25 protein-coding genes and 1 tRNA gene are annotated in these 22,472 nt (G+C 68.8%); 11 read left to right on the top strand and 15 right to left on the bottom strand.

Annotation, left to right across the window (positions count from 1 at the left end):
- Positions 1-71: 71 nt before the first annotated feature.
- Positions 72-863, top strand: a complete 792-nt coding sequence (locus AAW00_RS00575) for a DUF1499 domain-containing protein (protein WP_052761695.1) — start codon at positions 72-74, stop codon at positions 861-863.
- Here the strand turns inward: AAW00_RS00575 and AAW00_RS00570 are convergent.
- From AAW00_RS00570 to coxB, 10 genes are all read right to left on the bottom strand, one after another.
- On the bottom strand, positions 860-1,753 hold the full coding sequence (locus tag AAW00_RS00570; RefSeq protein ID WP_047002431.1) for a class I SAM-dependent methyltransferase: 894 nt from the start codon (positions 1,751-1,753) through the stop codon (positions 860-862). The two genes, AAW00_RS00575 and AAW00_RS00570, sit on opposite strands and share 4 nt — an antisense overlap.
- On the bottom strand, positions 1,753-3,165 hold the full coding sequence (thrC, locus tag AAW00_RS00565; protein WP_047002430.1) for a threonine synthase: 1,413 nt from the start codon (positions 3,163-3,165) through the stop codon (positions 1,753-1,755). The genes AAW00_RS00570 and thrC overlap by 1 nt, the downstream gene beginning before the upstream one ends.
- Before the next feature lie 64 nt (positions 3,166-3,229).
- Positions 3,230-3,844, bottom strand: a complete 615-nt coding sequence (locus AAW00_RS00560) for an SURF1 family cytochrome oxidase biogenesis protein (protein ID WP_047002429.1) — start codon at positions 3,842-3,844, stop codon at positions 3,230-3,232.
- On the bottom strand, positions 3,841-4,236 hold the full coding sequence (locus AAW00_RS00555) for a DUF983 domain-containing protein (protein WP_047002428.1): 396 nt from the start codon (positions 4,234-4,236) through the stop codon (positions 3,841-3,843). Before AAW00_RS00555 ends, AAW00_RS00560 begins: the two co-directional genes overlap by 4 nt.
- A gap of 9 nt (positions 4,237-4,245) precedes the next feature.
- A complete protein-coding gene (locus AAW00_RS00550) occupies positions 4,246-5,076 on the bottom strand; it encodes a cytochrome c oxidase subunit 3 (RefSeq protein WP_047002427.1) in 831 nt (276 codons plus the stop codon).
- Between the two features lie 67 nt (positions 5,077-5,143).
- Positions 5,144-5,758, bottom strand: a complete 615-nt coding sequence (locus tag AAW00_RS00545; protein ID WP_047002426.1) for a cytochrome c oxidase assembly protein — start codon at positions 5,756-5,758, stop codon at positions 5,144-5,146.
- The gene (locus tag AAW00_RS15480; protein ID WP_047002425.1) at positions 5,758-5,883 is read right to left on the bottom strand and encodes a hypothetical protein; all 126 of its coding nucleotides are present in this window, start codon (positions 5,881-5,883) and stop codon (positions 5,758-5,760) included. The genes AAW00_RS00545 and AAW00_RS15480 overlap by 1 nt, the downstream gene beginning before the upstream one ends.
- Complete coding sequence (locus AAW00_RS00535; protein ID WP_047002424.1) at positions 5,880-6,791, bottom strand: heme o synthase; 912 nt, start codon at positions 6,789-6,791, stop codon at positions 5,880-5,882. Before AAW00_RS00535 ends, AAW00_RS15480 begins: the two co-directional genes overlap by 4 nt.
- A 91-nt stretch (positions 6,792-6,882) precedes the next feature.
- On the bottom strand, positions 6,883-8,613 hold the full coding sequence (gene ctaD / locus AAW00_RS00530; RefSeq protein ID WP_047002423.1) for a cytochrome c oxidase subunit I: 1,731 nt from the start codon (positions 8,611-8,613) through the stop codon (positions 6,883-6,885).
- 53 nt (positions 8,614-8,666) lie between these two features.
- Entirely contained in the window at positions 8,667-9,800 is a 1,134-nt protein-coding gene (gene coxB / locus AAW00_RS00525) for a cytochrome c oxidase subunit II (protein ID WP_052761694.1), read from the bottom strand.
- A gap of 187 nt (positions 9,801-9,987) precedes the next feature.
- On the opposite strand from coxB, the gene pyrE reads away from it, so the two are divergent.
- The 7 genes from pyrE to ruvX are packed head-to-tail and all read left to right on the top strand — an operon-like array spanning position 9,988 to position 15,473.
- Positions 9,988-10,566 (top strand): orotate phosphoribosyltransferase, encoded by a 579-nt coding sequence (gene pyrE / locus AAW00_RS00520; protein ID WP_047003401.1) that lies wholly within the window; start codon positions 9,988-9,990, stop codon positions 10,564-10,566.
- 1 nt (position 10,567) lies between these two features.
- Positions 10,568-11,308 carry a pyridoxine 5'-phosphate synthase gene (locus tag AAW00_RS00515; RefSeq protein WP_047002422.1) on the top strand — a complete coding sequence of 247 codons (741 nt, stop codon included), beginning with the start codon at positions 10,568-10,570 and terminating at the stop codon, positions 11,306-11,308.
- A gap of 19 nt (positions 11,309-11,327) precedes the next feature.
- Positions 11,328-11,732 (top strand): holo-ACP synthase, encoded by a 405-nt coding sequence (acpS, locus tag AAW00_RS00510; protein WP_047002421.1) that lies wholly within the window; start codon positions 11,328-11,330, stop codon positions 11,730-11,732.
- Between the two features lie 10 nt (positions 11,733-11,742).
- Positions 11,743-12,600, top strand: a complete 858-nt coding sequence (gene lepB / locus AAW00_RS00505; protein ID WP_047002420.1) for a signal peptidase I — start codon at positions 11,743-11,745, stop codon at positions 12,598-12,600.
- Entirely contained in the window at positions 12,597-13,748 is a 1,152-nt protein-coding gene (locus tag AAW00_RS00500; RefSeq protein ID WP_047002419.1) for an AI-2E family transporter, read from the top strand. Before lepB ends, AAW00_RS00500 begins: the two co-directional genes overlap by 4 nt.
- A gap of 28 nt (positions 13,749-13,776) precedes the next feature.
- Entirely contained in the window at positions 13,777-15,012 is a 1,236-nt protein-coding gene (locus AAW00_RS00495; protein ID WP_241461596.1) for a DUF3089 domain-containing protein, read from the top strand.
- A complete protein-coding gene (gene ruvX / locus AAW00_RS00490; RefSeq protein ID WP_047003400.1) occupies positions 14,997-15,473 on the top strand; it encodes a Holliday junction resolvase RuvX in 477 nt (158 codons plus the stop codon). The genes AAW00_RS00495 and ruvX overlap by 16 nt, the downstream gene beginning before the upstream one ends.
- A 176-nt stretch (positions 15,474-15,649) precedes the next feature.
- On the opposite strand, the gene AAW00_RS00485 is transcribed toward ruvX, so the two are convergent.
- From AAW00_RS00485 to argH, 4 genes are read right to left on the bottom strand one after another with little or no spacing between them, the layout of a single operon-like run.
- Positions 15,650-16,432 (bottom strand): NAD(P)-dependent oxidoreductase, encoded by a 783-nt coding sequence (locus tag AAW00_RS00485; RefSeq protein WP_047002417.1) that lies wholly within the window; start codon positions 16,430-16,432, stop codon positions 15,650-15,652.
- A 6-nt stretch (positions 16,433-16,438) separates the two neighbouring features.
- A complete protein-coding gene (gene lysA / locus AAW00_RS00480) occupies positions 16,439-17,719 on the bottom strand; it encodes a diaminopimelate decarboxylase (RefSeq protein WP_047002416.1) in 1,281 nt (426 codons plus the stop codon).
- Complete coding sequence (gene lptM, locus AAW00_RS00475) at positions 17,720-17,962, bottom strand: LPS translocon maturation chaperone LptM (RefSeq protein WP_047002415.1); 243 nt, start codon at positions 17,960-17,962, stop codon at positions 17,720-17,722.
- Positions 17,959-19,335, bottom strand: coding sequence for an argininosuccinate lyase (gene argH / locus AAW00_RS00470; RefSeq protein ID WP_047002414.1), 1,377 nt, complete (start codon positions 19,333-19,335; stop codon positions 17,959-17,961). The genes lptM and argH overlap by 4 nt, the downstream gene beginning before the upstream one ends.
- A gap of 34 nt (positions 19,336-19,369) precedes the next feature.
- On the opposite strand from argH, the gene AAW00_RS00465 reads away from it, so the two are divergent.
- On the top strand, positions 19,370-19,990 hold the full coding sequence (locus AAW00_RS00465) for a TlpA family protein disulfide reductase (RefSeq protein WP_047002413.1): 621 nt from the start codon (positions 19,370-19,372) through the stop codon (positions 19,988-19,990).
- Here AAW00_RS00465 and AAW00_RS00460 read toward each other — a convergent pair.
- Entirely contained in the window at positions 19,906-21,171 is a 1,266-nt protein-coding gene (locus AAW00_RS00460) for an FAD-dependent oxidoreductase (protein ID WP_063359786.1), read from the bottom strand. The genes AAW00_RS00465 and AAW00_RS00460 overlap by 85 nt on opposite strands.
- 64 nt (positions 21,172-21,235) lie before the next feature.
- Between AAW00_RS00460 and AAW00_RS00455 the strand changes: the two genes are divergently transcribed.
- Positions 21,236-21,311 (top strand) — tRNA-Val (locus tag AAW00_RS00455).
- A 123-nt stretch (positions 21,312-21,434) separates the two neighbouring features.
- Entirely contained in the window at positions 21,435-22,415 is a 981-nt protein-coding gene (locus tag AAW00_RS00450) for an asparaginase (RefSeq protein ID WP_047002412.1), read from the top strand.
- Positions 22,416-22,472: the final 57 nt, after the last annotated feature.

The raw sequence follows: 22,472 nt of genomic DNA, 5'->3' as shown, positions 1-22,472 counted from the left end.
CGCCGCCGCGCCGCTTGGCAAGCGGTCGGGCACGCCCTATCCGTCAGGGACACGAACAGGGACCTGCAAAGATGACCGACGAAATTCATGACCAACCCGCGACCACCGCCAGCCCCGCGAGGCGGCACCCGGCCTGGTCGTGGCGCATCGGCGTCTTCGCGCTCGGCGGCGCGCTGCTGGCGCTGCTGATCGCCGGCCTGATGCTGACGCTGGCGCGCTTCGACGTGATCGACAAGCTGACGGGCTTCGGCTGGTACGTGAAATCGAACTATATCGGCCTCGCCAGTGCGCTGATCGGCCTGATCGCGGTGATCTGGGCTGCGATCCGCAAGACCCCGGGCCGGCTCGCGGGCATCGTGGCGCTGGTCATCGGGCTGGGCATGGCGGGCGTGTTCTACGCCGCGGTCATGGGACCGGCGCAGGCCAATCCCAACATGCACGACGTCACTACCGACGTGGACGATCCGCCGCAATTCGTCACGCTGCCCTTGCGCGAAGACAACCTCAAGCAGTTCGACGGCGACATCGAGGCCTGGCGCGCCATGCACCGCGAGGGCTACCCCGACATCCAGCCGATCATCGTGAACGAGGCGCCAGCGCAGGTGCTCGCCCGCGCCCGCGCGCTGGCCGAGCAGAAGGGCTGGGACATCGCCGCCTACGATCCGGCCACCGGGCACATGGAAGCCACCGCCTACGCCGGGTACCTGCGGTTCCGCGACGACGTGATCGTGGAGGCGACGCCGATCGCCGACGGCAGCACGCGGGTGGACATGCGCTCGGTCAGCCGCGTGGGCGGCAGCGATCTCGGCTACAACGCCGCGCGCATCCGCGAATTCCTGATCGACCTGAAGAACGGGGGCTAGTCGCGCCGCCAACGGGCGAAGATGGCGGTGGGCAGCAGGCGGCCGCCCTCCCCTTCTTCGCGCACCGCCAGTTCGCCGTGCTCGACCGTGCCGGGCAGGCCCGCCATGGCCTCGGCCAGCAGGCCGCCGATGGCGAACGAGCTCATTCTGACGGCATAGACGGTAAGGAACAGGAAGCGGCTGTCGTCGTCCAGCAGCCGGCGGCAGTCGGCGATCAGCGGCGGCAGGCCTTCCTCCAGCCGCCAGACCTCGCCGCCCGGCCCGCGCCCGAACTTGGGCGGGTCGAGGATGATCCCGTCATAACGCTTGCCCCGCCGAACCTCGCGCGCGGCGAACTTGGCGGCATCGTCCACCAGCCAGCGGACCTTGCGATCCTCCATGCCTGAAAGCGCGGCGTTCTCGCGCGCCTGGGCAACGGATTTCTTGCTGGCATCGACGTGGGTGACGGGACCGCACCCGCTGAGCGCCAGGCTGCCAACGCCGGTGTAGCCGAACAGGTTGAGGGTCTGCGCTTCCTCCCGCCCCGCCAGTTGCCCGCGCATCCATTCCCACACCGGGGCCATGTCGGGGAAGAAGCCGAGATGGCGGAAGGGCGTGCACTGCGCGGTGAAGCGGACATCGGCCCAGCCGAGCAGCCATCCCTCGCGCGGCACATCGTCGGCGAACTGCCAGCGCCCGCCACCGTCCTCGTCGCTACCGGGGACGAACTCCGCGTGCGCGCGCCATTCGCCTGTCGGCAGGCGCGGCTGCCACATGGCCTGCGGTTCGGGGCGGACGAAACGGTAGGGGCCGTAGCGCTCGAGCTTGCGCCCGTTGCCGCTGTCGATCAGGCCGTAGTCGGTCCACGGCTCACCGACCATCAAGACGGGTTGGGTGGCGAGGTCAGCCATCAGCTCACCGCAGTAGCGCGCGCCGCAACGTAGTCGCGCACGGCCTCGTAGTCGCCCGGCAGCGTCTCGTATCGCTCCTCGCGCTCGAACAGGTCGCCCGTGCGCGGGGGCAGTTCGGGACGCACGCCGGTGGCCCGCTCGACCGCGTCGGGGAACTTGGCCGGATGTGCGGTGGCGAGGGTGACCACGGGCACGGCGCTGTCGATCGTGCCCGCCTCGCGCAGCCGGCGCGCGGCTTGAAGGCCGATGGCAGTGTGCGGGTCGATGACCTGACCGCTCGTTTCGTAAGTGTGGCGCATGGCCGCATTCATCGCCTCCGGGGCGACCGCCAGCGAGGCGAACAGACCCGCAGCCCCTTCCCGCTGGGCATTGGTCAGCCGCATGGCCTTCGACGCCTCGAACCCGCGCATCTGTTCGGCCAGCGCCGCCCCGTCCCTTCCGCCTTCGCAGAACAGCAGCCGCTCGAAGTTGCTGGAGACCTGGATATCCATGCTCGGAGCATCCGTGGGGGTCACCTGCCCTTGCGAGTAGTCGCCCGCCGACAGCGCGCGGTGAAGGATGTCGTTGACGTTGGTGGCGACGACCAAGCGCTCGACCGGCAGTCCCATCCGCGCCGCGACATAGCCCGCGAAGACATCACCGAAATTGCCCGTCGGCACGCTGAAGCCAACCTTGCGCTCGGGCGCGCCAAGCTGCACGGCGGCGTAGAAATAGTAAACCACCTGCGCCATCAGCCGCGCCCAGTTGATGGAATTGACGGCGGCCACGTGAAAGCGGTCCGTCATGCTGCGGTCGGCGAACATCCGCTTCACCATCGCTTGCGCGTCGTCGAAGCTGCCGCCGATGGCGATGTTGTGGACGTTGGCGGCGCTGACGGTGGTCATCTGCCGGCGCTGCACTTCGCTTACCCGGCCTTCGGGGTGGAGCATGAACACGTCGATGTTGGCACGGTCCGCCACCGCGTGGATCGCGGCGCTGCCGGTGTCGCCGCTGGTCGCGCCGACGATGGTCAGGTGATCGCTGCGGCGGGCAAGAAAGGTCTCGAACAGGCGGCCGAGCAGTTGCAGCGCCACGTCCTTGAAGGCGAGCGTGGGGCCGTGGAACAGCTCGAGCAGCCAGTCGCCCTCGCCCAGCTGCACCAGCGGCGTGACCGCGGCGTGGCTGAAGGTGCCGTAGGCGGACTGGCAAAGGGCGATCAGTTCGTCCCGGCTCAGGCTGCCCTCGACGAAGGGAGCCATCACGGTGGTCGCCACCTGCCAGTAGGGCTGGCCGCGCATCGCCCGAATCTCGTCCGGCGAGAGCTGCGGCCAGCTCTCCGGCACATAGAGCCCGCCGTCCGGCGCGAGGCCGGCCAGCGTCGCGCCCTCGAAATCCAGCGCCGGAGCGCCGCCACGGGTGGAGATGTATCGCATCGCGCGCCGGACTAGCGAGGCACCCCGCAGGCGGCAAGCAAGCTGTGCTTGACCGGGAGGAACCTCAGCCCCGGTCCCTGCCTTGGTCTCTGCCACGGTCGCGCCAGCGCCGCCGCAGGGCCAGCCAGTAGATGACGAGCGCCGTCAACGCGAAGAAGAACCACTGTCCGGCGTAGGCGAGGTGGTTGTTGGGCAGGTCGCGCGGATCGGGCTGAGCCGAGGGCTCCAGACCCGCCAGCCCGTCCTCGGAAACGATCTTGTAGCCCTCGCCCGACTGCGCGAGCCTGCCGACGATTTCACCGCCTGCGAAGCTCGGTTGCTGGGGACCCGGCGACCAGCCGATTTCGCCGACAACCGGGCTCGCGGCTTGACCGTCCCCGGCAAAGACGCCGCAGTCGTATCGGTGGACGTAACCACTCCTGCCGGAAGCGCTGCGACCGGCGACGGCGTTCCAGCCGGACGGCGAACGACAGTCGAGACGGACGCGGCGATAGGTCGCCAGCGACGGCTCGACCGCGGAAAAGTCGCGCACCCCGGTATCGGCGGCATTACGGGCAAAGGTCGCCAGCAGCGCCTCCTTCTCCTCCTTGCGCCCGAGCTGCCAGAACCCCAGCGCAACCATCGTCGCGGCGGCGAGGGTGACGACAATCGTGGGGATCACGGGCAGGCGGCGCATCATTCGTCCGCCCCGCCCTCATGCCGATGCTCGGCCGCGCTCTGGCGGAATTCCATCGCCAGCAACCATGCCTTGGTGACACGCAGCAATGCCAGCACGCCCACGGTCGTCAGCGGCACCCACAGCAATACGTGGACCCACCACGGCGGCTCGAACGCCAGTTGCAGCCAAATGGCGAGGCCGACGACCAGCGAGCCGACGATCAGGATGAGAAAGGCCGCGGGCCCGTCGCCCACGTTGAATCGGCTGAAGTCCAGCCCGCAGGCCGAACACCGCTCGGAAAACCGCGCCCAGCCGGCGAACAGCGTTTTCGCGCCGCAGCGTGGGCAAAGACCGAAAAGGGCAGCCTCGCGGATCGCGGGCTGCCCCTTGCTCGGTGTCGGACTGTCGCTCACGCAGGGTACCTAGTGGATTTCGGCACCCCAGCCGCCCCAGACGTAGACGACGATGAAGAGGAACAGCCACACCACGTCGACGAAGTGCCAGTACCAGGCCGCCGCCTCGAAGCCGAAGTGCTGGCGCGGGGTGAAATGGCCCTTGTAGGCGCGGAACAGGCAGACGGCGAGGAAGATGGTGCCGACCAGCACGTGGAAGCCGTGGAAACCCGTCGCCATGTAGAAGGCGCTGGAATAGGTGTTGCCGCCGAAGTCGAACGGGGCGTGCGCATACTCGTAGGCCTGGATGGCGCTGAACAGCACGCCCAGCGCAATGGTCAGCCACAAACCCTTCTTCAGGCCGTCGCGATCACCATGGATAAGCGCATGGTGCGCCCAGGTAACCGTGGTGCCCGAAGTCAGCAGGATGATGGTGTTGAGCAGCGGCAGGCTGAACGGATCGATCACCGCCTCGATCGCCTTGGGCGGGAACTCGCCGCCGATCACCTCCGACAGCGTGTTGGGGAACAGCGCGAAGTCGAAGAAGCTCCAGAACCAGCCGACGAAGAACATGACCTCCGAGGCGATGAACAGGATCATGCCGTAGCGCATGTGCAACTGCACCACCGGGGTGTGGTCGCCGCGCTGCGCCTCGTTCACGATCTTGGTGAACCAACCGAAGAAGGTGGCGATCAGCAGGGCGACGCCCGCCCACAGCACCACGTGCCACAGGTCGCCGAAGAACTCCTGGTGCATGAACATGACCATGCCGGAGGTGAAGGTCAGCCCCGCCAGAGCGCCGATGAACGGCCAGATGTCGGGGGCGAGAATGTGGTAATCGTGGTTCTTGGCGCCGGCCATCGTGTGTCTTCCTGAACCTTGGTTTCGTGGATGCCCTTAACCCTCGCAACCGCGCGGGTCCAGAGCCTTAGCTGGGTTGTTCGCCCTTGCCCGCGGCAGCCGCATCGGCGGCTACCGTGTCTCCGGGCTTGCGGTGGAAAGTGTAAGACAGGGTGATCTGCTCCACCCCGTCGAGATCGGGATCGTCGAGGATCGCCGGATCGACGAAATAGAGGACGGGCATCCGCACCTCCTGCCCCGGTTGCAGCACCTGTTCGGTGAAGCAGAAGCACTGGATCTTCTTGAAATGGATTCCCGCCGCTTCCGGCTCCACGTTGAAGGTGGCGGTGCCGGTGATGGGTACGCTCGAATCGTTGCGGGCGATGTAGGTCGCCATGTCGCGCTGGCCGACGGCGACGGTGTCGGTCCGCTGCACGGGGGCGAATTCCCACGGCATATCGCGCGCGGTATTGGCGTCGAAGCGTATCGAGAAGGTGCGCCCGCCCGCGCTCGCCGCCTGCTGTTCGGCAAGCTGCGCCTCGCTCATCGTCGCGACCTGCGTGGTCCCGCCGAAGCCCGTGACCTGGCAGAACAGGCGGTAGAGCGGCACCGAGGCGAAGCCCAGCGCCAGCATGGCGAGCGCGCCGAGGAAGGCCCAGCCCATCGTGCGGCGATTGCGCGCATCCAGAGTGAGCGCGGCCATCAGTCGCCCATCCTGACGATGGTGATGGCGTAGAACAGGATCACGAAGCCCAGCAGCACGGCGCCGACCACCAGGTTGCGCTGGCGGCGGCGGCGGTCGAACTCGGCTTTTTCTTGGGGGGTCATGCAAGCACCAATCGGTCGATGACGAGCGCGCCGAACAGCGCGAACAGGTAGAGTATGGAAAAGGCGAACAGCCGCTTCTCCGGCCGCATCGCATCGTCCGGCTGCGAACGGCGCAGGCCGACCTGCACGCTCAGCACGAGGAACACCGCCGACAGCGCCAGCGCGGCCACGCCGTAGATCGCGCCCGTCCCACCGATGAACCACGGCGCGGCGGCCAACGGCAGGAGGATCGCGGCGTAGGCGAGGATCTGCTGGCGTGTCGCCCGCTCGCCCGCGACGACGGGCATCATGGGGATGCCGGCCTTGGCGTAATCGGTCTTCACGAACAGCGCGAGCGCCCAGAAGTGCGGCGGGGTCCACATGAAGATGATGGCGAACAGCAGCACCGGCATCAGCGTGATCTCGCCCGTCACGGCGATCCAGCCGATCAGCGGCGGAAAGGCCCCCGCCCCGCCGCCGATGACGATGTTCTGCGGCGTGCGCGGCTTCAGCCACATGGTGTAGACGACGGCGTAGTAGACGATGCTCAAGGCCAGAATGATGGCCGCCAGCCAGTGGATGGCGAGGCCCATGACCAGCACCGAGGCGCCCGAGAGAAGCAGGCCGAAGTCGCGTGCGTCCTCGCGCCGCAGCCGGCCGCCGGGCAGCGGGCGATTGGCAGTGCGCTTCATCTGCGCGTCAATGTCCGCTTCCCACCACTGGTTGAGCGCCGCCGCCCCGCCTGCGCCGAGCGCGATGCACAGGATGGCGGTGAAGCCCAGCACCGGGTGGATGTGGCCCGGCGCGGCGAGCAGGCCGCACAGCCCCGTGAACACCACCAGCGTCATCACCCGCGGCTTCGTCAGCGCGAAGAAATCGCGCCAGTCGGCCGGCAGCGGAGTTGCGATGGGGGCGGCGGTTGCGGTCATGGTCCTGTTCGTCGTTTGGGCCCGATGTGGCGAGGGGCGCCTGCCGTTGCCGGTGCGCCCCTCCCCTGTGTTCGTCTGCGGGCCAGGCCTGTTATGCCTTGGCGGGCTTCTCGCCGATGTGATCGTAGTGCGAATGATGCTCCTCGATCACCGGCAGCGTCTCGAACTGGTGGAACGGCGGCGGGCTCGACAGGCTCCACTCGAGCGTCGTCGCGCCTTCGCCCCAGTAGTTGCCCGGCGCCTTCTTGCCCGCGAACAGGGCGTAGAAGGTGTTCACGAAGAACACGAGCATCGACACGGCCATGATCACGTAGCCCCAGCTGGCGATGTGGTTCCATTGCTCGAAGGCCGGGGTGTAGTCGGGATAGCGGCGTGCCATCCCCTGCAGGCCCAGGAAGTGCATCGGGAAGAAGATCACGTTCACGCCGATGAAGAACAGCCAGAAGTGCACGTGGGCGAGGAACTCGCTGTGCCAGCGGCCGAACATCTTGGGGAACCAGTAGTACCAGCCCGCGAACAGGCTGAACACCGCGCCCATCGACAGCACGTAGTGGAAGTGCGCCACCACGTAGTAGGTGTCGTGCATGTTGTCGTCGATGCCGCCGTTGGCCAGCACCACGCCGGTCACGCCGCCGACGGTGAACAGGAAGATCATGCCCAGCGCCCAGACCATCGGGCTCTTGAACTCGATCGAGCCGCCCCACATCGTGGCGATCCAGCTGAAGATCTTCACGCCGGTCGGCACCGCAATAACCATGGTGGCGGCGGTGAAGTACATCTTCGTGTTCACGCTGAGGCCCACGGTGTACATGTGGTGCGCCCACACGACAAAGCCGACCACGCCGATCGCAACCATGGCATAGGCCATGCCGAGATAGCCGAACACCGGCTTGCGGCTGAAGGTCGCGACGATCTGGCTGATCATGCCGAAGCCCGGAAGGATCATGATGTAGACCTCGGGGTGGCCGAAGAACCAGAACAGGTGCTGGTAGAGCACCGGATCGCCGCCGCCGTCGGCATTGAAGAAGGTGGTGCCGAAGTTGCGGTCGGTCAGCAGCATGGTGATGGCCGCGGCCAGCACCGGCAGCGCAAGCAGCAGCAGGAAGGCGGTAACCAGCACCGACCACACGAACAGCGGCATCTTGTGCAGCGTCATGCCCGGCGCGCGCATGTTGAAGATGGTGGTGATGAAGTTGGTCGCGCCCAGGATCGAGCCCGCACCGGCGAGGTGGAGCGAAAAGATCGCGAAGTCCACCGCCGGGCCGACGCTGCCCTTGGTCGAGAGCGGCGCATAGACCGTCCAGCCCGTGCCCGCACCGTTGCCGGCGGGGCCGCCGGGAACGAAGGCGCTGGCCATCAGCGAGACGAAGCCCGCCACGGTCAGCCAGAACGAGATGTTGTTCATGCGCGGAAAGGCCATGTCCGGTGCCCCGATCATCAGCGGCACGAACCAGTTGCCGAAACCGCCGATCATGGCCGGCATGACCATGAAGAACACCATGATCAGGCCGTGCGCGGTGATCAGCACGTTCCACATATGGCCCTGCTGTTCGATGGTGGTGCCATCGCCGCCCATGAACTGGATGATCTGGCCCAGCACCTGAATCCCCGGCTCTGCCAGCTCCCAGCGCATCAGACCCGACACGGCGCCACCGATGATGCCAGCGATGATCGCAAAGATCAGGTACAGCGTGCCGATGTCTTTGTGGTTCGTGGACATGAACCAGCGCGCGAAGAAGCCGGGCTTGTGATCGGCATCGTGGTGCGCGTGGGCGTGATCGGCATCGTGGTGGGCGGTGAAGCCGTCGGCGGTGGTGGCCATGTTCGTCTCTCGGACCTTGTCTTTAAGCGTCTATTCTAAATCGGGCGGCGCGGTCAGGCGGTCTGGCCTTCGGAGGCGGCGACTTCGGCGTTCTCTTCCTCGGCGGCGGGACCGTCCTGCTCGGCCGCGTCCTCGGCAGCGGCGGGAGCGGCGGCGGCCGCGGCTTCCTGCGCCGCCTGCGCGCGGACCTGCTCCACCGTCATGCCGCCGGGCTGCGTCTGCACCCAGGCGTTGTAGTCCTCCAGCGTGCGCGCCTCGATGGCGATGGGCATGAACCCGTGCAGCGCGCCGCAAAGCTCCATGCACTGACCGTAATAAATGCCGGGCTCGTCGATGGTCAGCATCAGTTCGTTGATGCGGCCGGGCACGGCGTCCAGCTTGAACCACAGCGAGGGGATGCCGAACGAGTGGATCACGTCGGACCCGAAGGTCTGCAGGCGGATGGGAACGCCCACGGGCACGACCATGCGGTTGTCGACGGCCAGCTGGTGCGGCTCGCCCGCGTCCAGCGCCTCGGCCTCGTCGAGCATGTTCGAGATCACCTCGAACCCACCGTTGTCGACGTATTCGTAGCCCCAGTACCACTGGTAGCCGTTGGCCTTGATGGTGATGGCATTTTCCGGCGGCGATTCGTATTGGCGCGCCAGCAGGGTGATCGAGGGCACGGCGATGCCGACGAGGATCAGCACCGGCAGCACCGTCCAGATCACCTCGATCAGGGTGTTGTGGCTGGTCTTCGAGGGCACCTGGTTGGCGCGCTTGTTGTACCGGAACACCACCCACATCAGCAGGCCGAGCACGAAGAAGCTGATGATGGTGATGATCGGCATCAGGATGGCGTCGTGCATCCACAGGCCGAAACGCCCGTTGTCCGAATACTGCGGTTGGAAGCCATATGCGCCTGCCTCGGGCTGGCCCTTGATCATCTCAGGGCCGAAATGCTGGAACCCGCCGCCCGCCTCGTCACCGGCAACGACCTCGCCCTCGGCCACGCTGCGGTTCTCTGCGGCGTTGGCATTCACCTCGGACGCGGCCGAAAGGTCGGTGTTCGGCGAATCCGTCACCTCCGCCACCGCCGGGTCGGCAGCCTGCGCGAAACCCGCCTGCGGCAGCGAGACGAAGGCGAAGGCGGCCAGCAGCAGTGCCAGGAAATGCAGCTTGGTGCGGGCAAAAGCGCCAGAATTCATTGCGAGTTGCTTTCCATCTTTTTCATGCGGGCAACAGGACCCAACGGCCGGCAGAGGGCCGCGTCCGGCGCGCCTATACGCGCGCTTGCCCCATGCCTCAAGCGCCACTAGGGACTTTTTTCCCGGCGGGTCAAGCGGGCCAAAGGCCGTGTCCCGCGCGCCAGCGCCGGGCCAATACAAGGTCACCATGACGCAGGACGAGATCCTCGACGAATTCCGCGCCAGCGAGGCGCTGCTGGAAGGGCACTTCAAGCTTTCGAGCGGCAGGCACTCCGGCCACTACTTGCAGTGCGCGCGCGTGCTGATGAACCCGCACCGCGCGGCCCGGCTGGCCGAGGCGCTGGCGGATCGCCTGCCCGCCGACCTTCGCGGCTCCCTGGACTGCGTCGTCAGCCCGGCCATGGGCGGCATCATCATCGGCCACGAGATGGGCCGAGCGCTGGGCCTCGACGCGATGTTCCTCGAGCGGCCCGAGGGCGAGTTCCACCTGCGCCGCGGCTTCGCCCTGCCCGAGGGCGCGAAGGTGCTGATGGTTGAGGACGTGGTCACTACCGGCCTCTCCAGCCGCGAGGCCATCGCCGCCGTCGCGCGCGAAGGCGGCGAGGTGCTGGCCGAGGTCGCGCTGGTCGACCGCTCAGGCGGCACCGCCGATCTCGGCGTGCCCTTCTACCCGCTGGTCGACATCGATTTCCCCACCTATGCCGAGGACGAGGTGCCTGCCGACCTCGCCGCCGTGCCGGTGACGAAGCCGGGCAGCCGGAAGTAGAGTGGCGCACTATCTCCGCCTCGGCGTCAACATCGACCACGTCGCCACCATCCGCAACGCGCGCGGCGGCGATCATCCGGACCCGGTGCGTGCCGCACAGATCGTGGCAGCCTGCGGCGGCGACGGGATCACCGCACACCTGCGCGAGGATCGCCGCCACATCCGCGACGACGACCTGAAGCGCATTCAGGACGCCACCGACCTGCCGCTGAACCTGGAGATGGCCGCGACGCCCGAGATGCTCGCCATCGCGCTCGCCCACCGGCCGCACGCCGCCTGCATCGTGCCCGAGAAGCGCGAGGAGCGCACGACCGAGGGCGGGCTGGATGCCGCCGGCCTGCACAATCATCTGACCTCCATCGTCGGCCCCCTGCAGGACGCGGGCATCCGTGTCAGCCTGTTCATCGAAGCGAGCGAGCGCCAGCTCGACGCCGCGCTGCGCCTCGGCGCGCCGGTCGTGGAGTTCCACACCGGCGAATATGCCCACGCCGGGCTTGACGGCGATGCCGAGCGCGTGGCCCGCGAACTCAAGCGCATTGCCGACATGGCCGCTCTTGCCGCCAAGAACGGCATCGAGCCGCATGCCGGCCATGGCCTTACCTACGACAACGTCCAGCCCGTGGCCGCCATCCCGCAACTGGCAGAGCTCAACATCGGCCACTACCTCATCGGCGAGGCGATCTTCGACGGGCTGGAGCCGGCGGTGCTGAAGATGCGCGAGCTGATGGATCTGGCGCGGTGAGTGGCCCCGGATTGCCGTCGTGATAATCGGTCTCGGCTCCGACCTGTGCAACATCGAGCGCATCGCCAACTCACTCGAGCGCTGGGGCGACCGTTTCCGCCAGCGCAGCTTTACCGACATCGAGAACGCCAAGGCCGCGCGCCGGCCGCTCACCCAGGCGGGCACGTACGCCAAGCGCTTCGCCGCCAAGGAGGCCTTCAGCAAGGCGGTGGGCACCGGTTTCAAGCGCGGTGTCTTCATGAAGGACATCGGCGTGGTCAACGCCCCCTCGGGCGCGCCCACTCTCGCGCTGACCGGCGGGGCGGCGGCGCGGCTTGCGGAAATGGTGCCGGACGGCCATGAGGCGCGCATCCACCTGACGCTGACCGACGATCACCCCTGGGCGCAGGCCTTCGTGATCATCGAGGCTATTCCGAAAGCCTGACCCTTCCCCCATGAGCGACAAGCAAGAGAAACCCGTCAACTGGTGGGCCGAGTTGCGCGGCCTCGCGGCCATGCTGCTCGCCGTGCTGGCCTTCCACACCTTCGTCGCCAAGCCGTTCTACATCCCCAGCGCCAGCATGGTGCCGAACCTGCTGGTGGGCGACCGGCTGGTGGTGAGCAAGTATCCCTACGGGTGGTCGTGGGTCTCGGCGAGCTTCCACGTCCTGCCCCGCAGCGACTGGCGGGTGGCCCCGGCAACGCCCGAATACGGCGACATCGTCATCGCCGTGCCGCCGGACCGGGCGGAGGACTACATCAAGCGCGTGATCGGGCTGCCCGGCGATACCGTGGCGGTGGTCAACGGCCAGATCGTGCTCAACGGCGAGCCCGTGCCGCGCGAATTCGAGCCGCCCGTGCGCATCCCGGCCGATCACGACAACCTGTGCGACGGCATCGAATGCCTCTACTACTTCGAGCCCTACCGCGTCACGCTGGAGGACGGCACGCAGGTGTTCGAGCCGCCGACCTACCGCGAGACCCTGCCCAACGGGGCGAGTTACCTGGTCGTCGACCACGTCGAGAACAGCCGGTACGACAACTTCGCCCCCGTAACCGTGCCCGACGGCCACGTGTTCCTGATGGGCGACAACCGCGACCATTCCTCCGACAGCCGGGCGGAGGCCGCGCCGCTCGGGCTCGGCCTCGGCGGACCCGTGCCGCTCACCAGCATTGGCGGGCGGGCGGAGTTCATCACCTTCTCGCTCGACGGCACCTCCAGCTATAATCCGCTGACATGGTGGGGAGCCTTGCGCGGGGAGCGCGCTTGGCGCAGCTTGCGGCCCGAACTCAGGGGAGAATCGCAGAGATGAGCGAGAGCGGCGGCGTCGAGCAGGACGGTGAGCCCATCGGCGAGGAACAGGTCGGCGCAAGCCCGACGCGGATCGCCAGCCCCAAGCTGCGGTTCGAAGCGAAGCGTGCGCTGGTCTGGTGCGCGGTCATCGGCCTCATCATCCTGTGCATCTACATCGCAGACAGCCTGCTGGTGATCTTCGGCGCGCTGGTCTTCGCCGCCATGATCGACGGCGGATCGCGCCTGCTGGGCCGCATTCTGCCGATCGGGCGCGGCCTCAGGATCGCCATCGTCCTGCTGCTGGCGACCGCTTTCCTGCTCTGGCTCGGCTATTTCACCGGCTCGCAGGTATCGCAGCAGGCGGCCGAGTTCCCCAGCATCGTCAACGAACAGGTGGGTCGCGCCATCGCCTGGCTGCGGAGCAAGGGCTTCGTCATCAGCCAGGGCGACATCCAGAGCCTCGTCGGCCAGTTCGCCAGCGGCGCGGGGGCCGTCACCAAGGCCATCGGCGGCGTCTTCGGCGGCCTTGCGACACTGCTCATCATCGTGGTTGTCGGTATCTACGTCGCATTGGAGCCGCGCCTTTACGAACGCGGCGTTGCGTGGATGCTGCCCGAGGACAACCGCGACCGCTTCTACGATACGGCCAGCAAGATGGCCTACACCATGCGCCGCCTTATGGCAGGGCGACTGGTGGGCATGGTGTTCGAGGGGTTCTTCACCTATTTCGCGCTGCTCGCCTACGGCCTCGTCACCGGCGAATACATCCCCATGGCCGCCCTGCTAGCGATCCTCACCGGCCTGCTGGCCTTCGTGCCCAACGTGGGCGCGGTGGTGTCGGGCGTGCTGATGGTCCTCGTCGGCTTCTCCGGCGGGGCACAGATGGGTATCTATACCATCGTCGTCTATCTCGTGGTGCAGAACATCGACGGCTACGTCATCGTGCCGATGATCGCCCGCAAGACCGTCGACCTCGCGCCCGCGCTGGTGCTGGCCTTCCAGCTCGTCATGGGCATCCTGTTCGGCATCCTCGGCCTGTTCCTGGCCGATCCGCTGCTGGCCATGATCAAGGTCGCGCTGGAGGAACGCTCGAGAGCCAACGACGAGGACGACGAGGCGGCCGCGCGGGAAAAGGTCGGGCACACCACGGAGGCACACCCTGCGTAAGTTTCTCTACATCGTCACCTTTCTCATCGTGCTGGTCGCAGCAGGGCTGTTCGCGCTGCGGATCTGGAGCGACGAACTGACCGAGATCGCACTGGTGCCCGACACCGAATTCGTCGAGCAGGATCCGCTGGCGCAGAACGCCTACCAGGACCCGGACATGTGGTTCAGCCGCCCCGGCAAGGGCGTGGCGAACGACCCCGCGCGCTGGCAGCCGGCCTTCGCCGCGCCCGAAGAAGGCGCGCTGCCGGCGGCATCGGCCAGTGCCACGCCGACCGCTTCGCCGAGCGCCACCGCCAGCCCCGCCACCACGGCGCCCCCCGCCTCCTCCGCAACTCCGGCCCCCGGCGCGGCGGTGGGCGAGCCACCCCGGTTCGCCGTGTTCTTCGTCCACCCGACCAGCTTCTACGACAGCCGCGCCTGGAACGCCTCGCTCGACGACAGCGAATCGCAGAACCGCGCGCGGCTGATGGTGCGCGGCATGGCGAGCGCGTTCAACCAAGCCGCCGAGATCTGGGTGCCGCGCTACCGGCAGGCTACCTTCGGGGCCTTCATCACCGTCGATCCCGCGGGCACGCAGGCCATCGACGCGGCCTATCGCGACATTTCGCAGGCCTTCGACTTCTTCGTCGATTCGATCCCCGCCGACATGCCCATCGTCCTCGTCGGCCACAGCCAGGGCGCCTATCACGTCACCCGCCTGTTGCAGGACAAGGTGGCCGGATCGCCGCTGCAGGCGCGCGTGGCGATGGCCTATCCGATCGGCTGGCCGATCAGCATCGAGCACGACTTGCCGAGCCTTGCCCTGCCCGCCTGCGCCACGCCCGATCAGAGCGGCTGCGTGTTCTCCTACGCCAGCTTCGCCGAGCCGGCCGAGCCGGGCCAGTTCCTGCGCCGCTATGCCGAGCTGCCAGGCATGGACGGCCAGCCGCGCGGCGAGAGCCCGATCCTCTGCGTCAACCCGCTGACCGGCACGTTGAACGGCGATGCGCCCGCCGCCGCCAATCTCGGCACGCTGGTGCCCGACGACGAGCTTACCACTGGCGAGCTGGTGCCCGCCGCGCTGGGGGCGCGGTGCGGGACAAACGGCCTGCTGCTGATCGGAAGCCCGCCCGACCTCGGCCGTTACGTGCTGCCGGGCAACAACTACCACGTCTACGACATCCCGCTGTTCTGGGCGAACCTGCAGGCCGACGTGGCGCGGCGAGTGCGAAACTTCACCGGCGTCGGTCCGGTCGCGGGAAACCGGCCATCGCCGCGCTCGTAACCGAAAGCGCGCCGGAATTTCGCGACGCGCTGCCCGAGGGCGGCGTGCTGCTGGGGCTCGACCTCGGCACGAAGACCATCGGCGTCGCGACCTGCGATCCCGGCTGGTCTTACGCCACCGCGGGCAAGACGCTGGCCAGGGGCAAGTTCGCCGCCGATCGTGCCGCCATCGAGGCGATCGTGCGCGACCGGCGCGTCGCCGGGCTCGTCGTCGGCCTCCCGCTGAACATGGACGGTTCGAGCGGCCCGCGCGCGCAGGCGACCCGCGCCTTTGCCCGCAATATCGCGGTGCTCGGCCTGCCCGTGCTGCTATGGGACGAGCGCTGGTCCTCCGCCAGTGCCGAGCGGGACATGATCGCGCAGGATTTCAGCCGCGCCAAGCGCGCGACACGCATCGACAGCCACGCCGCCGCAGTCATCCTGCAAGGCGCGATCGACCGGCTGGCGGGCGGCCTTTTCTAGGCCGCTTCCAGCGCCCGCCGCCACGACGCGCCGCGCTCGGTCCCGCCGTCAAACCCCATAGCCGTGCGCGGGAAGTGCCCGATCGAGCCTCTGTCAAGCCCTTGCCGATTGCATCAAGGCGACGGCGGCGCCGCGTCCTACACGAGCACGGCTAGCATGACGATGATGTCGTCCAATCAGGGGGCGAAGCGCAGGATCACCACGATGCCGCCGGGCAGGTCGTCGGCTGGCGGCCATGCCAGCTGCTCGGCATCGGCGCGGGCGCGGGCGAGGATTTCCGGCGGGACGGCAGGGTCCGTCAGCACCGCGTCCGCCGTGCCGAGCAAGCGCGCCTGGCGCAGGGTCAGGTCGTCGGGGTCGGGGCTGGTGAGGACGAACTCGAACACCTCCCCTGTCCCTGCATGGTCCGCCCCCGCCAGCCAGTCCGCCACCCGCTCCGCTCCGCCCGCGCGCAGGGGATCGAGCGTGCCGCCCTCGGCCAATGCCGCGTCGAGGGCGGCGCGGCGCTCGGCACCGCCGGGAAAGCGCAGGCGCTGGGCAGCGCGCGCCGCGTGCAGGGCATCGGCCAGTGCGCCCAGATCGGCGGGCAGCAGCGCCTCAAGCCGCAGCCGAAGCTGCTTGGCGAGACCGGCCGACGCGCTGCCCGTGCCCACGGCCACCAGCACCGGATCGCGGTCGAGCACGCTGGGGGTGGTGAAGTCGCACAGCTCGGGCCGGTCGACGACGTTGACCAGCAGACCGGCGCAGCGAAGGCGGATCGCCTCGGCCTCGCAGGCGGCGGCATCGTCGAGTGCCACGAAGGCGAGCCGCGCCCCCTCGTCCACGCCGCGCTGCACATCGTCGACGACCATGCCGCCCGCGCGCTCCACCAGCCGCCGCTTGGCCAGTGCCGCCGCGCCCTCGCCCAGCACCAGCACCGGTTGCCCGGCGATGTTATGGAACAGCGGGAGCTGGCGCACGCCCGGTCAGTCCTGCAGGAAGTCGGGCACCCGCTCGGCGTCCATGATCACGTCGGCGGCGATGCGGTCGGCGACCACGGCATAGCGCGCCCCGTCCACCATCGTCTCGGCCACGAAACCGCGCGAGTTGTAGCTCGACGCCATCGTCGCGCCATAGGCGCCGGCGGTTCGGAATACGGCGAGATCGCCCGATTGCAAGGCGTCGCAGTCGCGGTCGGTGGCAAAGGTGTCTCCGGTCTCGCAGATCGGGCCGACGACGTTGGCGGTCATCCGCTCGCCGCTGGGGCGCACGGCATCGAAATCGTGCCAGGCACCGTAGAGCGCGGGCCGTGCAAGGTCGTTCATGGCGGCATCGACGATGACGAAGGGCGGCCCGTTGCCGCCGCGCTTCACGCGTACCACGCGGGTGAGGAGGACCCCGGCATTGCCCGCGATCACGCGGCCCGGCTCGAAGGCGAGATGGACGCCCCAGTCGCGGGTGACGCGGGCGACCATCGCGCCGTAGTCGGCGGGGCTCGGCGGGTTCTCGCCCGCGCGGTAGGGCACGCCAAGCCCGCCGCCGAGATCGACGTGGGTGATCGTGTGCCCGTCCGCCCTGAGGTCCGCCACCAGCTGGCCAACCTTGGCGAAGGCCGTCTCCAGCGGCTCCAGGTCAAGGAGCTGGCTGCCGATGTGCACCGCCACGCCGCGCAGGTGCAGGCCGCCGAGCGCAGCCAGCTCGGCGAACGTCTCGCGCGCGCGGATGAGCGGGATGCCGAACTTGTTTTCCGCCTTGCCGGTGGAAATCTTCGCGTGGGTCTTTGCATCGACGTCCGGGTTGATCCGCAGCGTCGCCTGCGCCGTCAGCCCCTGCCCGTCGGCCAGCGCGGCCAGCTCGCGGCCTTCCTCGCTGCTCTCGATGTTGAACTGGCCGATGCGCCGGTCGAGCCCCAGTTGCAGCTCGGCGCGGGTCTTTCCCACGCCCGAGAACACGATCCGCTCCGCCGGCATCCCCGCCGCCAGCGCCCGCACCAGCTCGCCGCCGGAGACGACGTCCGCCCCGTAGCCTTCGCGCGCCAGCACGCGCAGCACCGCGAGATTGGGGTTGGACTTGACGGCAAAGGCGATCAGCGGCTCTGGCCCGCCCTGCTCCACGATGGGCGCGAGGCCTTCGCGAAACACCCGCGCGTGCCGCTCCAGCGTGGCGCGCGAATAAACGTAGACGGGCGTGCCTACCTCCGCGGCGATGCGCGACAGCGGCACGTCCTCGGCGTGGAGCTCGCCGTCGATCAGGCGGAAATGATCCACTCAGTCTTCCGGCGGGAGGTCGAAGGGGTCGTCCTCGCGCTCCTCGCTCTCGCGCCGCAGCTCGACGCTGCGCTCGGGCGCGGCCTGTGGGTCGAGCGCCAGCAGGTCGTCGGCATCGGGCGTGCTCGTCGCGCCGTAGGGCGGCGGCGGCAGAGCCTCGCCCGCGGCAGGTTCGAGGCTGCTCTTCTGCCCGCAGGCGGCAAGCGCCAGCAGCAGCGCGGCGACAAGTGCGGTTCGCTTCATTCGTCCATCCCCAATGCCATGCGCGCCTCGGCCACGCGGGCGCGAACCTCGTCAGGCGCGGTGCCGCCGTGCGATTTGCGCGCGGCGACCGACGCCTCGACGTTCAATGCCTTGTACACGCGCTCGTCGATCCGCGCATCGATGGCCTGCAGATCGTCCAGCGCCAGCGCATCGAGCGCCACGCCGCGCTGCTCGGCCAGCTTGACCGCCGCGCCGGTGATATGGTGCGCCTCGCGGAAGGGCACGTCGGCGGCGCGAACCAGCCAGTCGGCGAGGTCGGTCGCCGTGGCATATCCGAGTTCGGCGGCCTCGCGCATCCGTTCCGTCCGGAAAGTCGCGCCTTCGACCATGCCGGTCATCGCGGCGATACACAGCTGGAGGAGGCCCGCGGCCTCGAACACCGGCGGCTTGTCGTCCTGCATGTCCTTGGAATAGGCGAGCGGCAGGCCCTTCATGGTCACCATCAGCGAGACCTGGCAGCCGACGATCCGCCCGGCATGGCCGCGCACGAGCTCGGCGGCGTCGGGATTCTTCTTCTGCGGCATGATGGAGCTGCCGGTGCTGAGCGCATCGGGCAGACGCACGAAGCCGAAGGGCTGGCTGGCCCAGATCACGAACTCCTCCGCTAGCCGCGAGAGGTGCAGCGCGCAGGCGCTGGCGGCGGCGAGGAAATCGAGCGCGAAGTCGCGGTCGCTGACCGCATCGAGGCTGTTGTCGGTCGGCCCGTCGAAGCCGAGCGCCTGCGCCGTCATCTCGCGGTCGATGGGAAAGCCCGTGCCCGCCAGCGCCGCGCTGCCGAGCGGGCAGCGGTTGAGCCGGGCGCGCGCATCGGCGAAGCGCGAAACGTCGCGCGCGGCCATCTCGTAATAGGCCATCAGGTGATGGCCCAGCGTCACCGGCTGCGCGGTCTGCAGGTGGGTGAAGCCGGGCATGATGCTTTCCGCGTGCTCGTTCGCGCGGGCGACGAGAGCGCGCTGAAGCCCACCAAGCCCCGCCACCAGCTGGTCGATGGCGTCGCGCACCCAGAGGCGAAAGTCGGTCGCCACCTGGTCGTTGCGGCTCCTCGCCGTGTGCAGGCGGCCCGCGACCGGGCCGATGAGTTCGGCGAGGCGCGCCTCGGTGGTCATGTGGATGTCCTCGAGGTCCCAGTCCTCGGGCACGCCGCTCGCCTCGTACTCGGCGGCGACCTTGTCGAGGCCCTCGACAATCGCCTTGGCATCGCCGTCCGCCACGATGCCGCAGGCGACCAGCATGGCGACGTGCGCCTTGCTCGCGACCACGTCCTGCCGCCACAAGGCCTTGTCGAACGGGATACTCGCGTTGATCTCGCGCATTATGGCAGAGGGGCCCTCGGCGAATCGGCCGCCCCACATTGCATTGCCACCACCGGCACCGGAGGTATCGTCCTTGGCCAAGCTGCGCCTTTCACTGGTTCTTATCGCCCCGCTCGCGGCGGGGCTGGTCGCGGCGTGCGATATAAGGAGCGAGGACGCGGCGCAAGAAAACGCCGCCACGCAAGGGGGAAGCGCAGCTATCGGCGAACCGACGCTCGACGGGACGCTCGACGCGAGCTTTGCCGGGGAAGCCATGCCCGAGGCGCTGGTACGCGATCCGGAGGGCAACCGGCTGGTCCTCTCCGAGTTGCGCGAGCCGGTCCTGGTCAACCTCTGGGCCACCTGGTGCGCGCCCTGCGTGCACGAGATGCCGCTGCTCGACGACCTTGCGCGCGAGATGCGAAGCACGGTGCGCGTGCTGACAATCAGCGAGGACCTGCAGGGCGCCGAAGTGGTCGAGCCATTCTTCGAGGCCCGCGATTTGGGCAACCTGCCACGCTGGATGGACCAGGAGAACGTGCTCGCCTTCACCTACGGCGGCGGGCCGGTGCTGCCGCTGACGGTGCTTTACGATGCGCGGGGCAAGGAGGTCTGGCGCGTGATCGGCGCCTACGACTGGTCGACCGAGGAAGCGCGCGCGGCCATCGTCGAGGGGCTGGCCGAGGCGGACGCGGCGGCGGCGAGCGCCGGGTAGTCTGGCAGGGCAAGGCCGAGACGCGCGAGGTTCGCGCCCGCCAGCCCGGCAACCAGCGTCGCCTTCAGCCGCGGGCCGGGCGGCACGCGCGAGGCCGGGGCCATCAGCAAGTCGCGGAAGAGCGCGGGCCAAGCGGCATCGGACTGGAACGGCGGGGTAAAGGTCCAGGTTAGCCATTGATAGAGCCGGACGTGAGCCGAGCGCAGCGCTTCGTATCTCCTCAACGCGGCGGTCAGGTCGTCGCTCCCGTCGATGGCCTTGGCGAGCGCAAAGGCATCGAGCAGCGCCATGTTCGCGCCCTGCCCCAGCTGCGGACTCGCCGCGTGCCAGGCATCGCCCACGTGCGCGATGCGCTCGCCGGTCGGCTGGCGCGTGGTGCGATGGGCGTAGCGGGCAAAGGTCAGCTGATCGGGCTCTGTCAGCCGGTTCATCACCGCTTCGCATTGCGGCCACAGCGTGCAGACCTCGTCGCGGAAGGCCGCCATGCCGCGCCGCCTCCAGTCGTCCAGCCGGTCAGCCCGCAGCGACCAGAAGAAGGCCGCGCGCCCCGCGCTAACGGGCAGCACGCCGACCATGCGGCTGGCGCGTTCGTAGCGCTGTTCGAGCAGGGCTGGGTCGAAGGGCGCTCCGGGCCAGTCGACGGTGGCCCACAGCGCGCCGAAGGGCAGCCATCCGTCGGCTGCGGGCACCAGCGGCGAGGCGAGGCCGAGCGCGTCGATCACGAGGTCGTGCGGGCGGGATTTCGAGCCATCGGCGAATGCCAGCGTGCGGCCCGCGCTGTCCCAGTCGCTGCCCTTGATCTCGTGGGCCGTCACCAGTTCCGCCCCCGCCCCGAGCGCGGCGTCGAACAGCAGGCCGAACAGGCTGGCGCGGTGAATGCCAAGGCCGAAGGCCTGCGGAAGAGGCAGGTCGGCGTAGGCCGCCTCTAGCACGGCCTCGCCCTCGGTGTTGCGGCCCAGCAGCGCCGCGACGGGCGCGCCCTTGCCCACCGCCGCCTGTGCGAGGTCCAAAGCGTCCAGCACCGCCATGCCGGTCGGCTGGATCATCAGGCCCGAGCCGAGCGGGCGCGGGGTCTCGAAGCGTTCGTAGAGCGTCACCCGGTGCCCGGCGCGCGCCAGCAGGGTGGCGGCGGCAAGGCCGGCGATGCCGCAACCGGCAATGGCGATATCGGCGTGTCGCATGTTCCCCCTTTTGCGGTGCCCGCGCTTTCGCTAGGGACCGCGCACGTCCGGTCAAGACCGGAGAGGGCGGTTAGCTCAGTTGGTAGAGCATCTCGTTTACACCGAGAGGGTCGGCGGTTCGAGCCCGTCACCGCCCACCAGTTTCGACCACGCGAAACAGTCCGGGGGACTGTTTCGGGTCGAAACTCCCAAGCGAAGCGCGGGAGGAACTCAAGCACCGAGCCGGCTAGCCACGAACCTCGCCCCTCGCTAACGCCGCCGCCATGACCGAACCCAAGATCCTCGTCCTCGCCACCGGCGGCACCATCGCCGGCGAGGGCGGATCGGCCGTGGCGCGGGATTATCGGCCCGGGCAGATCGCCATCGAGGATTTTCTCGCCACCTTTGCCGAACTGGGCGTGGCGGCGCGGCTGGAAGGGCGGCAGGTCGCCAATATCGATTCGGTCGATATCGGCCCCGCCGTCTGGCGCGAACTGCACACGGCCTGCGCTGCGGCGATGGACGATCCCTCCTTCGCCGGGGTCATCATTACCCACGGCACCGATAGCGCGGAGGAGACCGCCTTCCTGCTCGACCTGACGCTGCCGACCGCCAAGCCGGTCGTGCTGGTGGGCGCGATGCGGCCCGCCGACGCGGTGGGCAGTGACGGCCTCAGGAACTTCGCCAACGCCGTGCGCGTGGCCGCCGACCCGCAGGGCTCGGGACGCGGGGTGCTGCTGGTGATGGGCGACCAGGTCTTCGCCGCGCGCGACGCGCGCAAGGCGCGCACCACCGGCGCGGGTGCCTTTGCGGGCTTCCCGCGCGGACCCGTCGCGCTCGCCTCGCCCGCCTCGCTCGACTGGCTGAGCCCGCCCTGGCGCGAGGGCGAAGGCGCGCGGCTGGCGTTTCCCCAGGTCTTTCCGCCTGTCGCCATCCTCCACGCCCATGCGGGGATGGAGGCTGATGCCATCGCGCGCGAACTGGCGTCGGGGTGCGAAGGGATCGTGCTGGCCGGAATGGGCAGCGGCAATGCGCCCCGCGCGGTCGAGCAGGCGCTGGCCGAGGCAGTGCGCGCCGGGGTGCCGGTGGTGCGCTCGACCCGGGTGGACGAAGGCCTCGTCGATCGCGAGCCGCAAGATGACGACAACGGCTTTATCGCCGCCCGCGCGCTGGGCCCCGCCAAGGCGCGCGTGTTGTTGCAGCTGTTGGTGGCCAATGACGTGACCGACGCGGCCACGGCACAGGCGGCCTTCGACCGGCGTTAGCGCCGATCAAATTGCGAGCGTGCCCCTCCACCATGCTTGGCATGGTCCCCCTCCCCG

The sequence above is a fragment of the Aurantiacibacter luteus genome, from assembly GCF_001010945.1.
Classification (GTDB): Bacteria; Pseudomonadota; Alphaproteobacteria; order Sphingomonadales; family Sphingomonadaceae; genus Alteraurantiacibacter; species Alteraurantiacibacter luteus.
The sequence above is the reverse complement of the archived record's forward strand: the minus strand, read 5'-3'. Positions and strand labels throughout refer to the sequence as shown.